The organism is Pseudoalteromonas sp. T1lg22 (assembly GCF_002964645.1).
In the GTDB taxonomy this organism is placed as follows: domain Bacteria; phylum Pseudomonadota; class Gammaproteobacteria; order Enterobacterales; family Alteromonadaceae; genus Pseudoalteromonas.
The window spans coordinates 218,577-234,419 of the sequence record NZ_PQBY01000010.1; the positions used below are offsets into that span (position 1 = coordinate 218,577).

The window sequence follows — 15,843 nt, forward strand, 5'->3', positions numbered from 1 at the left end:
CATCCTTATTCGAGTGAGTGCATGTCGGCAAATCTCTATAGTGAAGATAATATAAAACAACAAACCCCCATGATGCAGCAATACTTGCGCATTAAGGCACAACATGCCGATATTTTACTTTTTTATCGCATGGGGGACTTCTATGAAGTGTTTTTCGATGATGCCATTCGCGCAGCAGAATTATTAGATATTTCGCAGACTTACCGAGGCAAAGCCGGTGGCGATCCAATCCCTATGGCGGGTGTGCCCTATCATGCGGTAGAAAACTATCTGGCACGCCTGGTACAGCTTGGCGAATCCGTGGCCATTTGCGAGCAGGTTGGCGATCCGGCCACCAGCAAGGGCCCGGTTGAACGCAAGGTAGTGCGTATCGTCACCCCGGGCACGGTAACCGACGAAGCCCTGCTTAACGAGCGTCAGGACAACTTGCTGGTCAGTGTGTGCCAAGGCACTGGCGACTATTTTGGGGTGGCCTATCTGGATATTAATTCCGGACGTTTTAATATCGTCGAGTGTGCCGACGCCGACGCCTTTAAATCGACCCTGCAACGCCTTAACCCCGCTGAGCTGCTGTATTCGGAAGGCTTCAGCGATATCAGGCTTATTGAGCATATCAAGGGCATGCGCCGTCGCCCGGAATGGGAGTTCGACCTGGACACCGCCATCACTTCCCTGTGCCAGCAGTTTGGCACCCAAGACCTGATTGGTTTTGGCGTTAATGATGCCAAGCTGGGATTAGTGGCGGCCGGTTGCTTGCTGCAATACGTAAAAGACACCCAGCGCACCGCATTGCCCCATATCAATGCCATCAGTCTGGAGCAAGACAGTCAAGCCGTGGTGCTCGACAGCGCCACCCGAAAAAACCTCGAGCTCACCCAAAACCTTGGCGGTGGCATTGAAAACACCCTGGCGGCCGTTTTGGATAAAACCGCCACACCCATGGGCTCGCGCCTGCTTAAGCGCCGTATTCATAACCCGATACGCTGCCGCGACGAGTTGAGCCAACGCCTTGATGCCATCGAAACCCTGATCGACCAGGGCTGGCACCTTGAGCTCCATCCCTTGCTGCGCAATGTCGGCGATATCGAGCGTATCGTAGCTCGCTTAGCATTGGGCAACGCCAGACCCAGAGATCTGTCCCGTTTACGCTCGGCGCTGCAACAGTTGCCCGAATTAAAGGATCTGCTCGGCACCGCCTCGCAACGACGTCTGGCACAAATCGCCAACGCCTGTGAGCCCAACGATGAGCTTTTGCACTTGCTTGAGCGCGCCATTATCGATAACCCGCCGGTGCTTATTCGCGACGGCGGCGTGATTGCCGAAGGCTATAACCAAGAGCTCGACCATTGGCGCAACCTCTCCCAAGGTGCCACCGATGTACTCGAAGCCATGGAAGAGCGTGAGCGCGAAGTCACTGGGATCAGCACCTTAAAAATCGGCTACAACAAGGTGCATGGCTTTTATATCGATATTAGCCGCGCCAACTCGCACCTGGTGCCGGCGCATTATATTCGCCGTCAAACCCTGAAAAACAACGAGCGCTATATTATTCCCGAGCTTAAAGAGCATGAGGACAAGGTGTTAGGCAGTCAGTCTCAGGCCCTGGCGCTGGAAAAGCAGCTTTATGAAGAGTTATTCACACTAATCGCCCCACACTTGGAGCGCTTACAGCGTTTAGCGGCATCCCTAAGTGAGCTCGATGTACTCAATAACTTTGCCGAGCGGGCGCTGACCCTGAACTATTGCAAGCCGGCGCTTGATGAAGGCGATGCCATCAGCATAAGCGAAGGTCGCCACCCTGTGGTCGAGCAGGTGATGCGCGACCCCTTTATCGCCAACCCCATAGAACTTAATAATCAGCGTCGCATGTTGATGATAACTGGCCCAAACATGGGTGGTAAATCAACCTATATGCGCCAAACTGCTTTGATCGTGCTGATGGCTCATATCGGCTGTTATGTGCCAGCGGCGAGCGCTAATATAGGCACAGTAGACCGTATATTTACCCGTATCGGCGCCAGTGATGATCTGGCCTCCGGACGCTCAACCTTTATGGTGGAGATGACGGAAACCGCCACCATTTTAAATAATGCCAGTCAGCATTCTCTGGTATTAATGGATGAAATTGGCCGCGGTACCAGCACCTATGACGGACTCTCCCTGGCCTATGCCACGGCGGATTACCTGGCGCATAAGATCAATGCCAAAACCTTGTTCGCAACCCATTATTTTGAGCTCACCGAACTGGCGGAGCAGGAGTCGGGACTGGTCAATGTGCACCTAGATGCCATTGAGCACAACGACACCATAGCCTTTATGCACAAGGTATTGGAAGGGCCGGCCAGTAAGAGCTTCGGCCTGCAGGTGGCGGCTTTAGCCGGTGTGCCTAAGGCGGTGATCACCAACGCCAAACGCAAGCTTAAACAGCTGGAGCAGCAGCCGGCCTTAAACGCTAATGGCAATGGCCAAGCAAACGGCAATGGTGCAAATCAACTTGAGCTCTTACCCTCTGAGCCCGAGCCCAGCGCCCTCGAAGTGGCGCTTGGTGAGATCAATCCCGATGAGCTTACTCCTCGTCAGGCGTTAGATGCCCTGTATCATTTAAAGTCGCTGTAAAGTGACCATCTAAAAACACAAAAACGCCGCTAATTTAGCGGCGTTTTTTCTTATCTTAATAACTTAGGGAAGTTATATCTGTTCGAACAAGCTTTCGGTATTCAGCCCTTCATGTTGCAGCATGTCTTTAAGACGGCGCAGCGCTTCTACCTGAATTTGCCGTACCCGCTCACGGGTCAGGCCAATTTCACGGCCTACATCTTCTAATGTAGGAGGCTCATAGCCCAGTAAACCGAAGCGACGTGCTAACACTTCCCTTTGCTTCGGGTTTAGCTCATCGAGCCAGTGCACAATATGGCTGTTAATGTCGTTATTCTGCACTTCCCCTTCTGGGCCGCGGCCCTTTTCATCGGCAATTATATCGAGCAATGCCTTGTCATTATCGCCCCCTATCGGGGTGTCGACGGAAGAAATTTTTTCGTTCAAACGCAACATCTTAGTTACGTCTTCCACCGGTTTATCCAAACGCTCGGCTATTTCTTCGGCGGTGGGCTCGTGGTCCAATTGCTGCGTTAACTCGCGGGCGGTGCGTAAGTAAACGTTAAGTTCTTTAACTACGTGAATAGGTAGGCGTATGGTGCGGGTTTGGTTCATGATAGCCCGCTCTATGGTTTGGCGTATCCACCAGGTGGCATAGGTTGAAAAGCGAAAACCCCGTTCTGGGTCAAACTTTTCCACCGCTCGGATCAGACCCAGGTTACCCTCTTCAATCAGATCCAGTAATGCCAGGCCGCGATTGTTGTAACGGCGGGCGATTTTTACTACCAGCCTCAGGTTACTTTCGATCATGCGTTTGCGTGATGCTTCACAACCGCGCAGCGCCTTGCGGGCAAAATAGACTTCTTCTTCGGCGCTTAGCAGCGGCGAGAAGCCAATTTCACCTAAATATAATTGCGTGGCGTCGAGGTTTTTGACATTGTCGTCTTTGGCAAACAATTCATCGTCACTATCGTCCTCAACCTCCTCAAGAAGCTCCTCTTTTGGCTCATCAAGAACGTCCGAATCATTGCTATTGTCATGCGTACTTTCTAGTTTTACAGTTTGACCCATCAGAATACCCTCCCGTGTAATTCAGATATATCCTTACACTAAATTACTCTTATTGCCCGTCGCGCTAGGGTAAAAAATTTGCCGGATTGACCGCCTTACCTCTATACCGTATTTCAAACCTAAGTGCAGTGATAGAAGATTCAGTACTGCCCATTTCCGCTATTTTTTGCCCAGCTTTGACATCCTGTTTTTCTTTTACTAGTAAACGCGAGTTGTGCGCATAGGCGCTAAGATAATCATCATTATGTTTCACTATGATTAAATTACCGTATCCCCTGAGCGCGTCCCCAGCGTAAACAACCACACCGTCTGCCGCTGCCGAGATAGCCGTTCCTGTTTTGTTCGCTATTTGCAATCCCTTGAAGCCATTCTCACGGTTGGAGAAACCTTGCGTTACTTTCCCCTGGGTGGGCCATTTCCACTTTAGTTTGTTAGCAATTCCTGATGATTTGCTAACATTTTTTTTACTAGTTGCATTTTGAACATACTCCCGTTGCACTGGCTTAGCAACCTCTTTCTTGAAATTTCCGCCTGTTTTTTGTCTTGTTTCTCTAGGCTTTTTACTCGAATTAAGGTATCTTTCCCGCTTTTTCTTTTTTAGCCACTGTGATTCTAGGTAAATGAGTTGATTGGGATAAATGGTATAAGGAGGTTTAATGCCGTTTATTTGCGCGACTTCGCGAACGTCCTTTTTTGCACTAAACGCAATAGAGTAGAGGGTATCGCCTTTTTGCACCCGGTAATGCTCACCGGTTATATGAATTTTACGTGTCACTTTGGCCTGACCAGTTTCCAGGGAGGAAACTGGTGCCGGCCCGGTACGGGAGGTGCAGGCGCTGATAACAAAAGAAACCAGCAGTAATAAACTGGTGTTTTTGAAACTCATGCAGCGCCCTTCCATTAGCTAGCGGAGCACTAAATATAAAACGATTGCCAGGCCCACGACAAGCCAGCCTAGAACTTCCACATACTGGCGCAACTTTTCTTCCATGCGTGCGCCGCCCCATTTCATCAGCGCTGCCACCAGGAAGAAACGCGCTCCACGACCTATGGCCGAGGCCAGTAAAAAAGGCAAAAATGCCATCTGCAACAGGCCTGCGCCTATGGTAAAGACCTTATAGGGAATGGGCGAGAAACCGGCGATAAACACCACCCAGATGCCGTATTCCTTAAACCAGGCCAGGGCATGATCAAACTTATCCTGCCAACCCATGGAAGCAATCAAGGGCTCAACCACAGGCTCAAAAAGCCAATATCCCAGGGCATACCCTAGGATGCCACCGATCACTGACGCCAAGGTAGTCAACAAAGCAAAGCGCCAGGCCGAACCAGGTTTGGCCAAGCACATGGGGGCCAACATAACATCCGGTGGGACGGGGAAAATAACAGATTCGGCAAAACTCATTCCGGCAAGATAACGCTCAGCATGGCGATGTCTTGCCCAACGCAGCGCGGCGTCGTACAAAGCAGTAAAGAGGCGCAAAGAATATCCTTAAATTATATCGCCAGGCACCAAGGGTACGAAACGTACATGGGCTATGACTTGTTGTTTAAACTCATTTTCGCAGCGAGTATACAGCATCAATTTTTGCTCTGCATCGCCAATGGGAATTATCATGACCCCGCCTTCATCGAGCTGCTCCAGCAACTGCTGCGGCACGCTTTTCGCCGCGGCGGTGACGATAATACCCTGAAACGGCGCTTGCGAGGCCCAGCCTTTCCAGCCATCGCCATGTTTCATGGTCACATTATACAAGTCGAGCTGATGTAAGCGTCGTTTCGCCTGCCATTGCAGGGCCTTGATGCGCTCAACCGAGTACACCTTATCGAACAACTGCGCCAATATGGCGCTTTGATAGCCCGAGCCGGTGCCAATTTCCAGTACCTTATCGCGCACCCCGTGCTGGCGTAATACCTGAGTCATCAGCGCCACAATATAAGGCTGAGAAATGGTTTGCCCCTGGCCGATAGGTAGGGCGGTATTTTGATAGGCCTTATGTTGCAATACATCATCGATAAACAAATGGCGCGGCGTTTTTGCCATCGCCTCTAACACTTGCTCATCGCTAATGCCTTCCTGAGCCAGCAGCTTGACCAAAGAGCCGGCGCTACGCTGATAATTAGTGATCATTTTCCAGCTCCGCTAACCAATGCTGTAAAGGGGCAATGCTTTCTTTAGCTGTCATGTCTACGCTCAAGGGCGTAACCGAGGCATAGCCTTGGCGAATGGCCGCAAAATCCGTGCCCTCACCGGCATCAAGCTCAGGCCCAAGAGAACCATACCAATACACGACACGACCCCAAGGGTCACGCTGTACTGTCATGGTTTCGGCCTTATGTCTGGCGCCCAAGCGGGTGACCTTAACGCCCTTGAGTTCGTCGTAAGGGACATCGGGAACATTGATGTTGATGATTTGGTCATTGGGTAAGGGGTGACTTCTCAACTTGGTGATTATATCCACCGTCACCTTAGCGGCAGTTTCAAAGTGTTTGCAATCATGGCCGACCAGGGACACGGCGATGGCGGGCAGACCCATATGGCGCCCTTCGGTGGCGGCGGCTACCGTGCCCGAATACAGGGTATCATCCCCTAAATTGGCACCATGATTAATGCCGGCCACCACCAGATCCGGCTGCTCAGGCAAGAGCGCATTGAGGGCCACATGAACGCAATCAGTGGGGGTACCATTGACACTGATAAAGCCATTCTCTAATTTTTGCGCCCGTAATGGATTCATTAATGTGAGCGAGTTACTGGCGCCGCTGCAATTGCGATCCGGGGCAACCACATCGACGCTGGCAATCTCCTTTAAGGCCCGATGCAGGGCCGCTATGCCCTTGGCATGTACGCCATCATCATTGCTCAGCAATATCTTCATCATGACTCCTTGCAATACTGTTTTCGCACTGGCGGTAATCCACCAATTCTCGTAACAACGCAGTCGCAAAACACCCTTTTTTCAGTGAAAAGCTCAACTCAATCGAATCGCTCGTGGGCATTTTCACCTGTAAATTCTCGGGATATAAGCGCAACATGCGGCGCTCGGTTTTTAAACCTATCTCCGCCAAACCCTGACACCAGTCATGATAAGGCTGCAACCAATGTTGCTCTTCCTCAACCAGGCCCTTATCGCCCTTACCCACCAGGGGCGCCGACAACTCGATGTCACCTTCCACTAATCGGGTAATGTTTTGTGGGGTGATGGCATCGGTAAAAAATGCGTTGCTGCCACTGAGCATAAAGACTTCATGTTGCAGGGTTTTGGCAAGCCCATGCTCGGCCACGCGCAGGCTGACTATCTGGTTAAAAATATAAGAGCGGGCGGCAGAGATCACCATAGACCTTAGTTTACGATCGCGGATTTGCTCGCCGGCAAACATACGCTCTGCCATCACCAGGTTATGGCCATCGTGACCAAAGCGTTGCTCGCCAAAGTAATTAGGCACTCCTTGGCGCACCGCATTGATACGACTGAGCACAGCCAGTGGCTCGCTCACCTCACGCAGCACTATGGTAAAACGGTTGCCCTTATGGCATCCGGTACGCAGCTTGCGACCATGGCGCACTTGCTTGGCAACAAAAATTTGCTCGTCGTTGAGGGCGCTAAAGTCGAGCTCCTGTTTAATGGGCACGGGCACGCTAAACCATTGTGAACACACACCTTGGCGGTCTTTTTGTCCGGCGTAGCTGACCTCACGCGGCGCTACCTTGGCAAATTTCGCGATTTTCTTGGCTACATTGACGGTATTGATACCGCGCTTGATCACATGCAAACACACGTGCTCGCCACTGCCATCAAGCTCAAAGCCCAGCTCTTCATCAACCATAAAGTCTTCCGGCAGGCGCTTAAATACCGCCTTGGCGGTAGGCTTGCCGTATAAATACTGCAGCGAGGCTAATGGCTCTTTTTGCCTAGGTGCTGAAGGCTCTTGCTTCATGGTTGCTGCACCAAAAGCGCTACCGCGTGGGCGGCAATACCCTCTTTGCGTCCGGTAAACCCTAGCTTTTCAGTGGTGGTGGCTTTGACATTTACCTGATCTAAACTGACCGCCAGATCCGCCGCCAGGCAAGCGCGCATGGCATCAATATGCGGGCGCATTTTTGGCGCTTGCGCCACTATGGTAAGGTCGACATTCGCCACTACAAAGGCGCGATCATGCACCTCGGCCATGACTCGGCGCAGCAGAATACGGCTGTCGATGCCGGCAAATTCTTCGCTGGTATCGGGAAAATGCTTGCCTATATCGCCCATTGCCATGGCGCCAAGCAAGGCATCACACAAGGCATGAATAGCCACATCACCATCTGAGTGGGCGATAAAGCCTTGTTCATAATCGACCTTTACGCCGCCGATAGTAAGCGGCCCATGACCGCCAAAACTATGTACGTCAAAACCATGGCCTATTCGAATCATAAAATCTCCGTCATTTGTTGCCCTAACAGGAAGTCGGCAAGTTGCAGATCTTCTGGGGTGGTCAACTTAAAATTGTCGCTGCGACCGGCGATTAAACGCACCGGGTGCCCGGCCCATTCCATCGCCGATGCTTCATCGGTAATGGTAGCGCCACAGGCTAAAGCATCATGCAATGCCTGGCGTAATTGGGCATAAGGGAAAAACTGAGGGGTCAGCGCCTGATAAAGATGCTCGCGTTCTATGGTTTGCTGCACATGACTGTCACCGCGCTTTATAGTGTCGCGTACCTTGGCGGCCAGTATGCCGCCCTCGCCATGGTGCTGGCACTCATTTATTAAACGTTCGATATCGGCGGGGCTCACCAAGGGCCTAGCGGCGTCATGCACTAGCACCCACTGGGGTGGATTTGCTTCAAGGGCATCAAGGGCGGCAAGCACGGAATCGGCGCGCTCTTTGCCACCAATTACGGTATGCACAAATTGGGAGTCTATAGGCAGCTCGGCGAAATACTCGTCATTGGCGCCTATGGCCACGGTGATACTCTTTACCGCCGCCACCTGGGCGAGCTTATTCAGGCTGTGCTCCAGCACGGTTTTGCCCTGTAATTGCAAGTACTGCTTAGGGCGTTGAGATTGCATCCGCGCGCCAACTCCGGCGGCGGGCACTATGGCTATAATGCCGTGATTTTCACTCATATAACTACTTTGCGTTATTATTTTGACTCAGATTGTTTACTCGGTAACACCCGATAAAACACTTCTCCGGGCTTGATCATACCCAGCTCATGACGGGCACGCTCTTCCACCCCTTCCAAGTCCAGTTTTAAATCTTGTATATCGGCTTCGAGTAACTTGTTACGCTTATTTAATTGCTGATTCGTTTGCTCATGATTGGCCACCGCCTTGGTTAAACGGCTATAGTCTTCGATGCCGTTGTGACCAAACCACAACAAGTATTGCAGATACAGCAACAATGCCAACAAACCTAATTGGAATAATCGCATTAGCTTTCCTTCATCGGCAGTGGTTGCTTAAAGTTTTTCCAGTTAATTCGTGTTGTTAATAGCATTTCTCTTAGACTCAAAGTCCGTGGTGAGGTCACCTTAAATTGTTGCCAACGATGACCACAACAAGCCGGGGTAAAATGTTTTTTACTGGGTACCAGTAACTGCACGTCCTGGGCCGAGCTTAATCGCGTGTCGCGATATTGGCCGTCAAGATCAAACCAGCCCGCCTGATTACAATGCAAGCGGTTGCTGCTAACTTGATCTAGGGTGTCGAGCATCACAAATTGCAATCGCCCCTGCGTAACCAGTAATGGTACTAAAATACCGACTTCGGCATAAGCGCTAAAAAAGGCTAAATTAGCCGATTTATCGCTTTGTGGCGGTTTACTCGCCTGTTTGGCTATCCAACTGCCATTTTGCCCATCCAAGGTTAACGGGCAATGACCATGAACTATATGAAAGGCGGCGCGTTCCACGTAATAAGGCAGGCTGTCGAGCAAACGGGCCAAACGGGTGCCATCGCCTTGATGCGTTAATTGCTGACTTATGCGGTGCAACTCGCGAGCGTAGAAGGCATTGCACAATTCGGCATACAGCACTCGCTGTTGATCGAGTGCAAATAAATCTGCTTGCTGCGATGGTTGTTGCCGCACATTGCCTCCCACTGGTTGTGCTTAAGTTTATACCATAGTTGCGCAAAATTTGAGAAGCGCAATGGGGAGGCTCTATAAATTACCCTGGCTGTTGGCCTAGGCGGGCAAAGCCCGACTCTAAAAACTGCACCACCTGCGGGCGTTTTTTACCAATTAAAAAGCTGCCATCGGCTAAGAACATAAAGTTCTGCCAGTGTTGCTTAAACACATCGAAACGAGTTTCGATGACCTCGTCACGACTAATACAGAAATACACGGTAGTGTTATCCTGCCAGTCCAGGTGAGCCAGGATCCCCTCGGGAATAGCGTCACCGGCTTCAAACGCCCGTTCCCAAAACACGTCTTCATGGGGCCAGTGCTGCGCCTGTTTGACCCAATCGGCGTCGGTGAAAAAGTCCGGGTGATCTTTGTCTCGGCTGATAAAAGTGGTCCACAACACCGCCGCACGGGTGGCGGTCATGGGTTTGATCTGCGCCAATTGTGGCGCCGGAATTAAAAGTTCTTGGTGTCGAAACACCCACGCCTTGGCGTAGTCATCCAAAGGAAGATAGTTCATTCGTGCTTATGCCTGCTGCACTCGTTTAATGGGAGCATTATACGCATCTCATGCGGCGCTGTCACAAGCCGACTTGGTAGTAAATGCCAACTATGGCAGACTAGGCTAATTCGATGTCTGACCAGTGTTAGGAATTTCCACGTGCATTTTGATTCAACCGACCATTATATTGCCAGTAGCGCCCTGAAACAGGCGGTCAATGCCGCCATCGCCTTAGAAAAACCGCTTTTGATAAAAGGTGAACCGGGCACGGGGAAAACCCTGTTGGCGGAAGAGCTGGCGAAAAGTATAGGCAGCGAATTGATCCAATGGCATATCAAGTCCACCACCAAAGCCCAGCAAGGCCTGTATGAGTACGATGCGGTATCGCGCCTGCGCGACTCACAACTGGGCGACGAGCGCGTGCATGATATCGGCAATTACATAGTTAAAGGCAAGCTGGGCAGGCCTTTGGCGCCAAGGAGAACGAGCCGCGTCCGGTGCTGCTGATAGACGAAATAGACAAGGCCGATATCGAATTCCCCAACGACCTCTTGCTAGAGCTCGATAAAATGGAGTTCTTCGTTTATGAGACCGGTGAGCGCGTCCGTGCCGAGCAGCGTCCGATTGTGATCATTACCTCAAACAACGAAAAAGAACTGCCGGATGCCTTTTTGCGCCGCTGTTTCTTCCATTACATCGACTTCCCCAGCGCCGAGGAAATGCACAAAATCGTCGCCGTTCACTACCCGGATATCAAACAAAAGCTGTTGCGTGAAGCCTTAGAGGTCTTCTTTGGTTTGCGTCAGGTCGACGGACTGAAGAAAAAGCCCTCCACCAGCGAGCTGCTGGACTGGCTTAAGCTCTTGATGGCCGAAGACATAGCGCCCGAGGTTTTACATGGCAGCGCCACTAAAGGCGGACTTATGCCGCTCTTTGGTGCTCTATTGAAAAACGAGCAAGACGTTTCCTTGATTGAAAAACTGGCCTTTATGAGTCGCCGCTAATGCTCATCGAGTTTTTCTTCACCTTAAGAAAATACCGCCTGCCGGTAAGCCTGCGAGAGTTGCTCGACCTCATTGGTGCATTACAGGCCGGGGTGGTGTTTGCCGACAGCGAAGCCTTTTATCATCTCGCCCGTACCATAATGGTGAAGGATGAAACTCATTTTGACCGCTTCGACAAGGCCTTCGCCGATTACTTTTGTGGCATTGAGGATATCGACCTGCTTGACGCCTTAAAGGCGCAATACCAGCTCCCCGAGGACTGGATGCGCAAGGAGTTTGAAAAACTCCTGAGCGCCGAAGAGAAACGCCAACTCGAGGCCATGGGCGGCCTCGACAAGCTGATGGAAGAACTTAGAAAGCGCTTCGAAGAGCAACAAAAACGCCATGCCGGCGGCAATAAATGGATAGGCACAGGCGGTACCTCGCCCTTTGGCGCCTATGGCTATAACCCGGAGGGGGTGCGCATCGGTCAACCCGGCTCGCGCCAGCGCCGCGCCGTTAAGGTGTGGGATAAACGCCAGTACCGTAACCTCGACGGCGAGGCCGATATCAGCTCGCGGACCATGAAACTGGCACTGAAAAAACTGCGCCGCTTTGCCCGCACCGGAGCCAGCGATACCCTGGACTTGGGCGCCACCATTGCCGCCACCGCCAAACAAGGAGGTATGCTGGATGTGAAAATGGCACCGGAGCGCCATAATGCCGTCAATGTGATCATGTTGTTCGATATCGGTGGCTCCATGGACGACCATATTCAACTGTGCGAGCAGTTATTTAGTGCCGCCCATGGCGAGTTTAAACACCTGGAGTTTTTCTATTTCCATAACTGTGTTTACGAGCAGGTGTGGCAGGATAATGCCCGCCGCTATGACAAGAAGATTGACACCCACAGCCTGATGCAGCGTTTTGGCCGCGATTACAAGGTTATCTTTGTCGGCGATGCCACCATGGGGCCTTATGAAGTCGCCTACCCCGGTGGCAGTGTGGAGCATTGGAATGAGGAGCCCGGCGCCGCCTGGCTGCAGCGCATCACCCAGCATTTCGATAAGGTGGTATGGCTGAATCCGCAGCCGCAAACCCATTGGCGCTACTATCATTCCATCGAAATGATCGACCAGTTAATGGCCAAGGGCGAACAAAGCCGTATGTTTCCCCTGACCCTGGATGGCATCAGCGCAGCAATAAAAATGCTGACCTAGATTTATCCCCAGCGCTGCCAAATCTGCAGGCCGATAAACCCAAGGCTAAAGCCGACTAGGTATATCAATCCCAACCAGGTTAACAGCCGCAACCACAGCGGCTGTTTAATCTTGGTTTGGCGCACCAGGCGCATATTCAACCAGGCAAATACCGGCGTGGTTAAAAACGCCAGGGTCATGGCAAAGGTCAGCATCTCCTTTAAATTGCTTTTGAAAAACAGGATCACCGCCATCCCCGCCACCGCCTGCATGATCAGCCAGGTATTTAAATGCTTTGGCAACGACCAGTTTGGCATCAGCTTGGTGCCTGTGTACAAGGTCCGCGCATAGCCATCGAGTACGGTTAAGGTGGTCCCCAACATACACAAAAAGGCCACGGTCGCGATAAGCCAACGCGACCACTCGCCCATGGTATTGGTGTACATATCTATCAGCTGCTGGGCAAAGGCCACCCCGGCTAGGGCTATTTGCGTATTGCCGCCATACTGGATGAGCACACCCAGGGAGCAAAACACCAGTGCCAGTAATGCGGTGACGATAAAGCCGAAGTTAAAATCAAACAGCCCCGCCTTTACTGGCACCTCGGTTTGTTGTCGTTTTGCCTGCAACCACAAAGAGCTCGCCACGGAAATTTCAATCGGTGCCGGCATCCAGCCCATCAAGACCACAATAAAACTTAAGGCCGTCAGCGACAGCAGGTCGGGCGGGGTGAAATCAGCGGCCGCATTCATGGGCACACCACCGCTTTTAAGCAAAGCTATCACCAGTGCGGCTATGGTACTGATGGCGAGCACCGCCATAATCCACTTGGCAGCACTGTCGAGGGCCTGATAATGCCCAAGCACCAAGAGGGTCAGGCAAAACAGCAGAATAATGATGCACAGCACCGTCATGCTAAGAGCACCACCGACCACATAATGCAACAGCGCCGCAGTCAGCAGCAGCACCCCGGCGGTATTGACTATGGCGGCGATAATATTGAGGGCAAAAAAGCAGTAAAAATACCAGGGCCCCTGGCTTTTATAGCCGGACACCAGGTTATTGCCTGTGACCAATGTGTATTCAACGCCGAAGCGGAAAAACGGATACTTCAACAGGTTTACGGCCAGGATAAGCCCTATCATTTGCCAGCCGAATAAGGCTCCGGCCTGAGTTGAAGCCACCAGATGCGAACCGCCGATTGCTGCGGTCGCCATTAAAATGCCTGGCCCTAAGGCCTTGAGATACTGCCAATACTGCACTGGAACACTCTTTATAATTGTTATATTGAGCCCCAGACTAGGGGAGATGGCGGGTGTTTTCAACCGCCTTATTGCGCGCCTTAGGCAAGGCGCCCGTCTGTACAGGCGCACTCTACCCTTATATGTGGATTACAGCTGTTTAAGGTACTCGCTCTGATAACGGCTGGCGTCGGCTTCGACATTGTAACGCTCGGCCAGGGTATCGAGTTGCGCCTGGGAGATGGCCAATTCATCCATGGTGATGGTGTTATCATCAAGCTGCCATAACTGCCTTGAACCGGCGTAATTAAATTGCAGCGCATGCATGGCCTGCACATCGCCCTGCTCCGCCGCCGCCTTAATCTTGCGCAGCTTGCGGGTGATCTGATTAAGCGCCTGCTTCAAGCGCCATACATACACCACCTCGGTCATAAAGGGATGATGCTCGACACGTTTAAGAGCAAAACCTATGGCGATACAGCTGACCACAACACCCAGCAGGTTCCAATGGAAATGGCTGCCACTGTCGCTTGGCAGGGCAAGGATCAACAACCGGGCGATACCCAAACTCCCCACTACTAAGGCTGCGATACAGGCGACTATCACTATATTAAGATGTTTGCGGTAGCGGGTTTTATCTATCTGTTCCAAGGTCATGCTGAGCACCCTAATGAAAATAAAAAACGGGGGCATTATACCCCCGCCTGTTGGCAATAAATAGCGCTATGTCAACGCCGACTTAGCCTGTCTCTTAAAGTATTGCCAGGCTCACCAGGAAGTAGGCAACCAGGGTTAAAGCACCGCCCACCAGGGCATAAGGCATCTGGGTTTTAACATGGGTAAGCAAGTCACAGCCGGAGGCAATGGCCGACACAGCACTGGTATCTGAGATTGGCGAGCAGTGATCGCCGAATACGCCGCCACCCAAAATAGCACCGAGCACCAGCGCAGGTGGTAACCCCAGGGCCTGAATTAAGGGCACACCAATGGGGATCAAAATAGCAAAGGTGCCCCAGGAGGTACCCGTGGTAAAGGAGATCACCGCACCGGTTAAAAACAGCATGGGCACCACCAAGGTGATAGGTAAGTAATCACCCACCAGGGAGGCCACAAAAACTCCGGTTCCCAGCTCTTTCAGGCTGGCGCCCAAGGTCATGGATAACAAGACTATGGCCACCAGAGGCAATAACTCCCCCATGCCCTTAAAGCCCATTTCAACCAATTTGTGGTGGCTGAAAAGCTTGCTGGCACTCAGCAGGAAATAGGCCACAACACAGGATAAGATGGTGGCGTAAAGCACCGACTTAGAGCCACTGCCGGAGGCGATATCGCCATTGCCGGTCCAGAACATAAAGCCGACCATGGACACCACCAGGGTCAATAAAGGCACCAGCATAAAGCGGGCCTTGGTGCCCTTGTCGGCCTCGGTAGGCACATTCACTTCCAAACGTTCCAGCTTTTGCTCCGCTTCCTTCATAGGACCATGCACCTTATCAAAGGCGATGGTGTAGGCGACGATCAGCAAGGCGATAATGGCATAAAAGTTATAGGCAACACTGCCCCATAAAATACTGACCGCCGATTGCTCCAATTCATAGTTGCTCAACAGCCCGAGCACATAGGCGCCCCAACCATTAAGCAGAATCAGGATACATACAGGAGCACTGGTACTGTCGATAATATAGGCCAGACGGGCGCGGCTCATTTTAAACTTATCGAATAGACCGCGCGAAAGAATACCCGCGGTCAACACACTGAGGTTAGACTCGATAAACACGGCAATGCCGGAGAACATGGTTAAAAAACCCACCTGGCGCTTTGACTTGGCCACGCCCTTGCCGATTAACATGTTCACGGTTGCGGCCACGCCGCCGGACTCGCGAATATAGGCGAGCAGCGCACCAATAAGCACGCTAAAGAGAATGACACGGCTGTTACCCGGCGAGGATGCAGTCGCGACCACGCGCTCTATGGTATTGATAAAGGTATAGAATAAGGTATTACCCTCGCCACTTATCGCCAGTAAGAACTCGGATGTTGCCACGGCCAAGAGCAGGGCCATGATCACTTCTTTACGCCAAAAGACGATTGCAATTGCTACCAGCGGCGGCAAAATGGAATACCAAGACATGGTGTTATCCT

The 15,843-nt window shown here is 51.7% G+C and carries 16 protein-coding genes and 1 pseudogene; 3 read left to right on the forward strand and 14 right to left on the reverse strand.

What is annotated here, in order from left to right:
• Positions 1 to 21 precede the first annotated feature (21 nt).
• Positions 22 to 2,616 (forward strand): DNA mismatch repair protein MutS, encoded by a 2,595-nt coding sequence (gene mutS, locus C2M24_RS06845; protein ID WP_105213738.1) that lies wholly within the window; start codon positions 22 to 24, stop codon positions 2,614 to 2,616.
• 72 nt (positions 2,617 to 2,688) lie between these two features.
• Here the strand turns inward: mutS and rpoS are convergent, their stop codons facing one another.
• The 11 genes from rpoS to C2M24_RS06900 form a co-directional block, all read right to left on the reverse strand.
• Positions 2,689 to 3,666 (reverse strand): RNA polymerase sigma factor RpoS, encoded by a 978-nt coding sequence (gene rpoS, locus C2M24_RS06850; protein WP_105213739.1) that lies wholly within the window; start codon positions 3,664 to 3,666, stop codon positions 2,689 to 2,691.
• 64 nt (positions 3,667 to 3,730) lie between these two features.
• Positions 3,731 to 4,552 carry a peptidoglycan DD-metalloendopeptidase family protein gene (locus C2M24_RS06855; RefSeq protein WP_105213740.1) on the reverse strand — a complete coding sequence of 274 codons (822 nt, stop codon included), beginning with the start codon at positions 4,550 to 4,552 and terminating at the stop codon, positions 3,731 to 3,733.
• 18 nt (positions 4,553 to 4,570) lie between these two features.
• The gene (locus C2M24_RS06860; protein ID WP_105213741.1) at positions 4,571 to 5,149 is read right to left on the reverse strand and encodes a YqaA family protein; all 579 of its coding nucleotides are present in this window, start codon (positions 5,147 to 5,149) and stop codon (positions 4,571 to 4,573) included.
• A 9-nt stretch (positions 5,150 to 5,158) separates the two neighbouring features.
• Positions 5,159 to 5,797, reverse strand: a complete 639-nt coding sequence (locus C2M24_RS06865; RefSeq protein WP_105200801.1) for a protein-L-isoaspartate(D-aspartate) O-methyltransferase — start codon at positions 5,795 to 5,797, stop codon at positions 5,159 to 5,161.
• The gene (gene surE / locus C2M24_RS06870) at positions 5,787 to 6,545 is read right to left on the reverse strand and encodes a 5'/3'-nucleotidase SurE (protein WP_105200802.1); all 759 of its coding nucleotides are present in this window, start codon (positions 6,543 to 6,545) and stop codon (positions 5,787 to 5,789) included. Before surE ends, C2M24_RS06865 begins: the two co-directional genes overlap by 11 nt.
• Positions 6,523 to 7,605, reverse strand: a complete 1,083-nt coding sequence (gene truD / locus C2M24_RS06875) for a tRNA pseudouridine(13) synthase TruD (protein WP_105213742.1) — start codon at positions 7,603 to 7,605, stop codon at positions 6,523 to 6,525. Before truD ends, surE begins: the two co-directional genes overlap by 23 nt.
• On the reverse strand, positions 7,602 to 8,081 hold the full coding sequence (gene ispF / locus C2M24_RS06880; RefSeq protein WP_105200804.1) for a 2-C-methyl-D-erythritol 2,4-cyclodiphosphate synthase: 480 nt from the start codon (positions 8,079 to 8,081) through the stop codon (positions 7,602 to 7,604). The genes truD and ispF overlap by 4 nt, the downstream gene beginning before the upstream one ends.
• On the reverse strand, positions 8,078 to 8,776 hold the full coding sequence (gene ispD / locus C2M24_RS06885) for a 2-C-methyl-D-erythritol 4-phosphate cytidylyltransferase (protein ID WP_105213743.1): 699 nt from the start codon (positions 8,774 to 8,776) through the stop codon (positions 8,078 to 8,080). The genes ispF and ispD overlap by 4 nt, the downstream gene beginning before the upstream one ends.
• Positions 8,777 to 8,793: 17 nt before the next feature.
• Complete coding sequence (ftsB, locus tag C2M24_RS06890) at positions 8,794 to 9,084, reverse strand: cell division protein FtsB (protein ID WP_105200806.1); 291 nt, start codon at positions 9,082 to 9,084, stop codon at positions 8,794 to 8,796.
• Positions 9,084 to 9,740, reverse strand: coding sequence for a hypothetical protein (locus C2M24_RS06895; RefSeq protein ID WP_233999506.1), 657 nt, complete (start codon positions 9,738 to 9,740; stop codon positions 9,084 to 9,086). Before C2M24_RS06895 ends, ftsB begins: the two co-directional genes overlap by 1 nt.
• Before the next feature lie 79 nt (positions 9,741 to 9,819).
• Positions 9,820 to 10,296: a DUF2947 family protein gene (locus C2M24_RS06900; RefSeq protein WP_105213745.1), complete on the reverse strand. Its 477-nt coding sequence runs from the start codon at positions 10,294 to 10,296 to the stop codon at positions 9,820 to 9,822.
• Positions 10,297 to 10,437: 141 nt separating this feature from the next.
• Here C2M24_RS06900 and C2M24_RS06905 point away from each other — a divergent pair.
• Both C2M24_RS06905 and C2M24_RS06910 read left to right on the forward strand, forming a co-directional pair.
• Positions 10,438 to 11,282 (forward strand): annotated as a pseudogene (locus C2M24_RS06905) (AAA family ATPase).
• Positions 11,282 to 12,481, forward strand: coding sequence for a vWA domain-containing protein (locus C2M24_RS06910; protein ID WP_105213746.1), 1,200 nt, complete (start codon positions 11,282 to 11,284; stop codon positions 12,479 to 12,481). The pseudogene C2M24_RS06905 and the gene C2M24_RS06910 overlap by 1 nt, the downstream one beginning before the upstream one ends.
• Positions 12,482 to 12,483: 2 nt before the next feature.
• Here C2M24_RS06910 and C2M24_RS06915 read toward each other — a convergent pair whose 3' ends face one another.
• The 3 genes from C2M24_RS06915 to C2M24_RS06925 all read right to left on the reverse strand — a co-directional run bounded on the left by C2M24_RS06915 (position 12,484) and on the right by C2M24_RS06925 (position 15,832).
• Entirely contained in the window at positions 12,484 to 13,677 is a 1,194-nt protein-coding gene (locus tag C2M24_RS06915) for an NRAMP family divalent metal transporter (protein WP_105213774.1), read from the reverse strand.
• Between the two features lie 174 nt (positions 13,678 to 13,851).
• Positions 13,852 to 14,358 carry a DUF3087 domain-containing protein gene (locus tag C2M24_RS06920; protein WP_105213747.1) on the reverse strand — a complete coding sequence of 169 codons (507 nt, stop codon included), beginning with the start codon at positions 14,356 to 14,358 and terminating at the stop codon, positions 13,852 to 13,854.
• Positions 14,359 to 14,452: 94 nt separating this feature from the next.
• Entirely contained in the window at positions 14,453 to 15,832 is a 1,380-nt protein-coding gene (locus C2M24_RS06925) for a Na+/H+ antiporter NhaC family protein (protein ID WP_105200811.1), read from the reverse strand.
• Positions 15,833 to 15,843 lie beyond the last annotated feature (11 nt).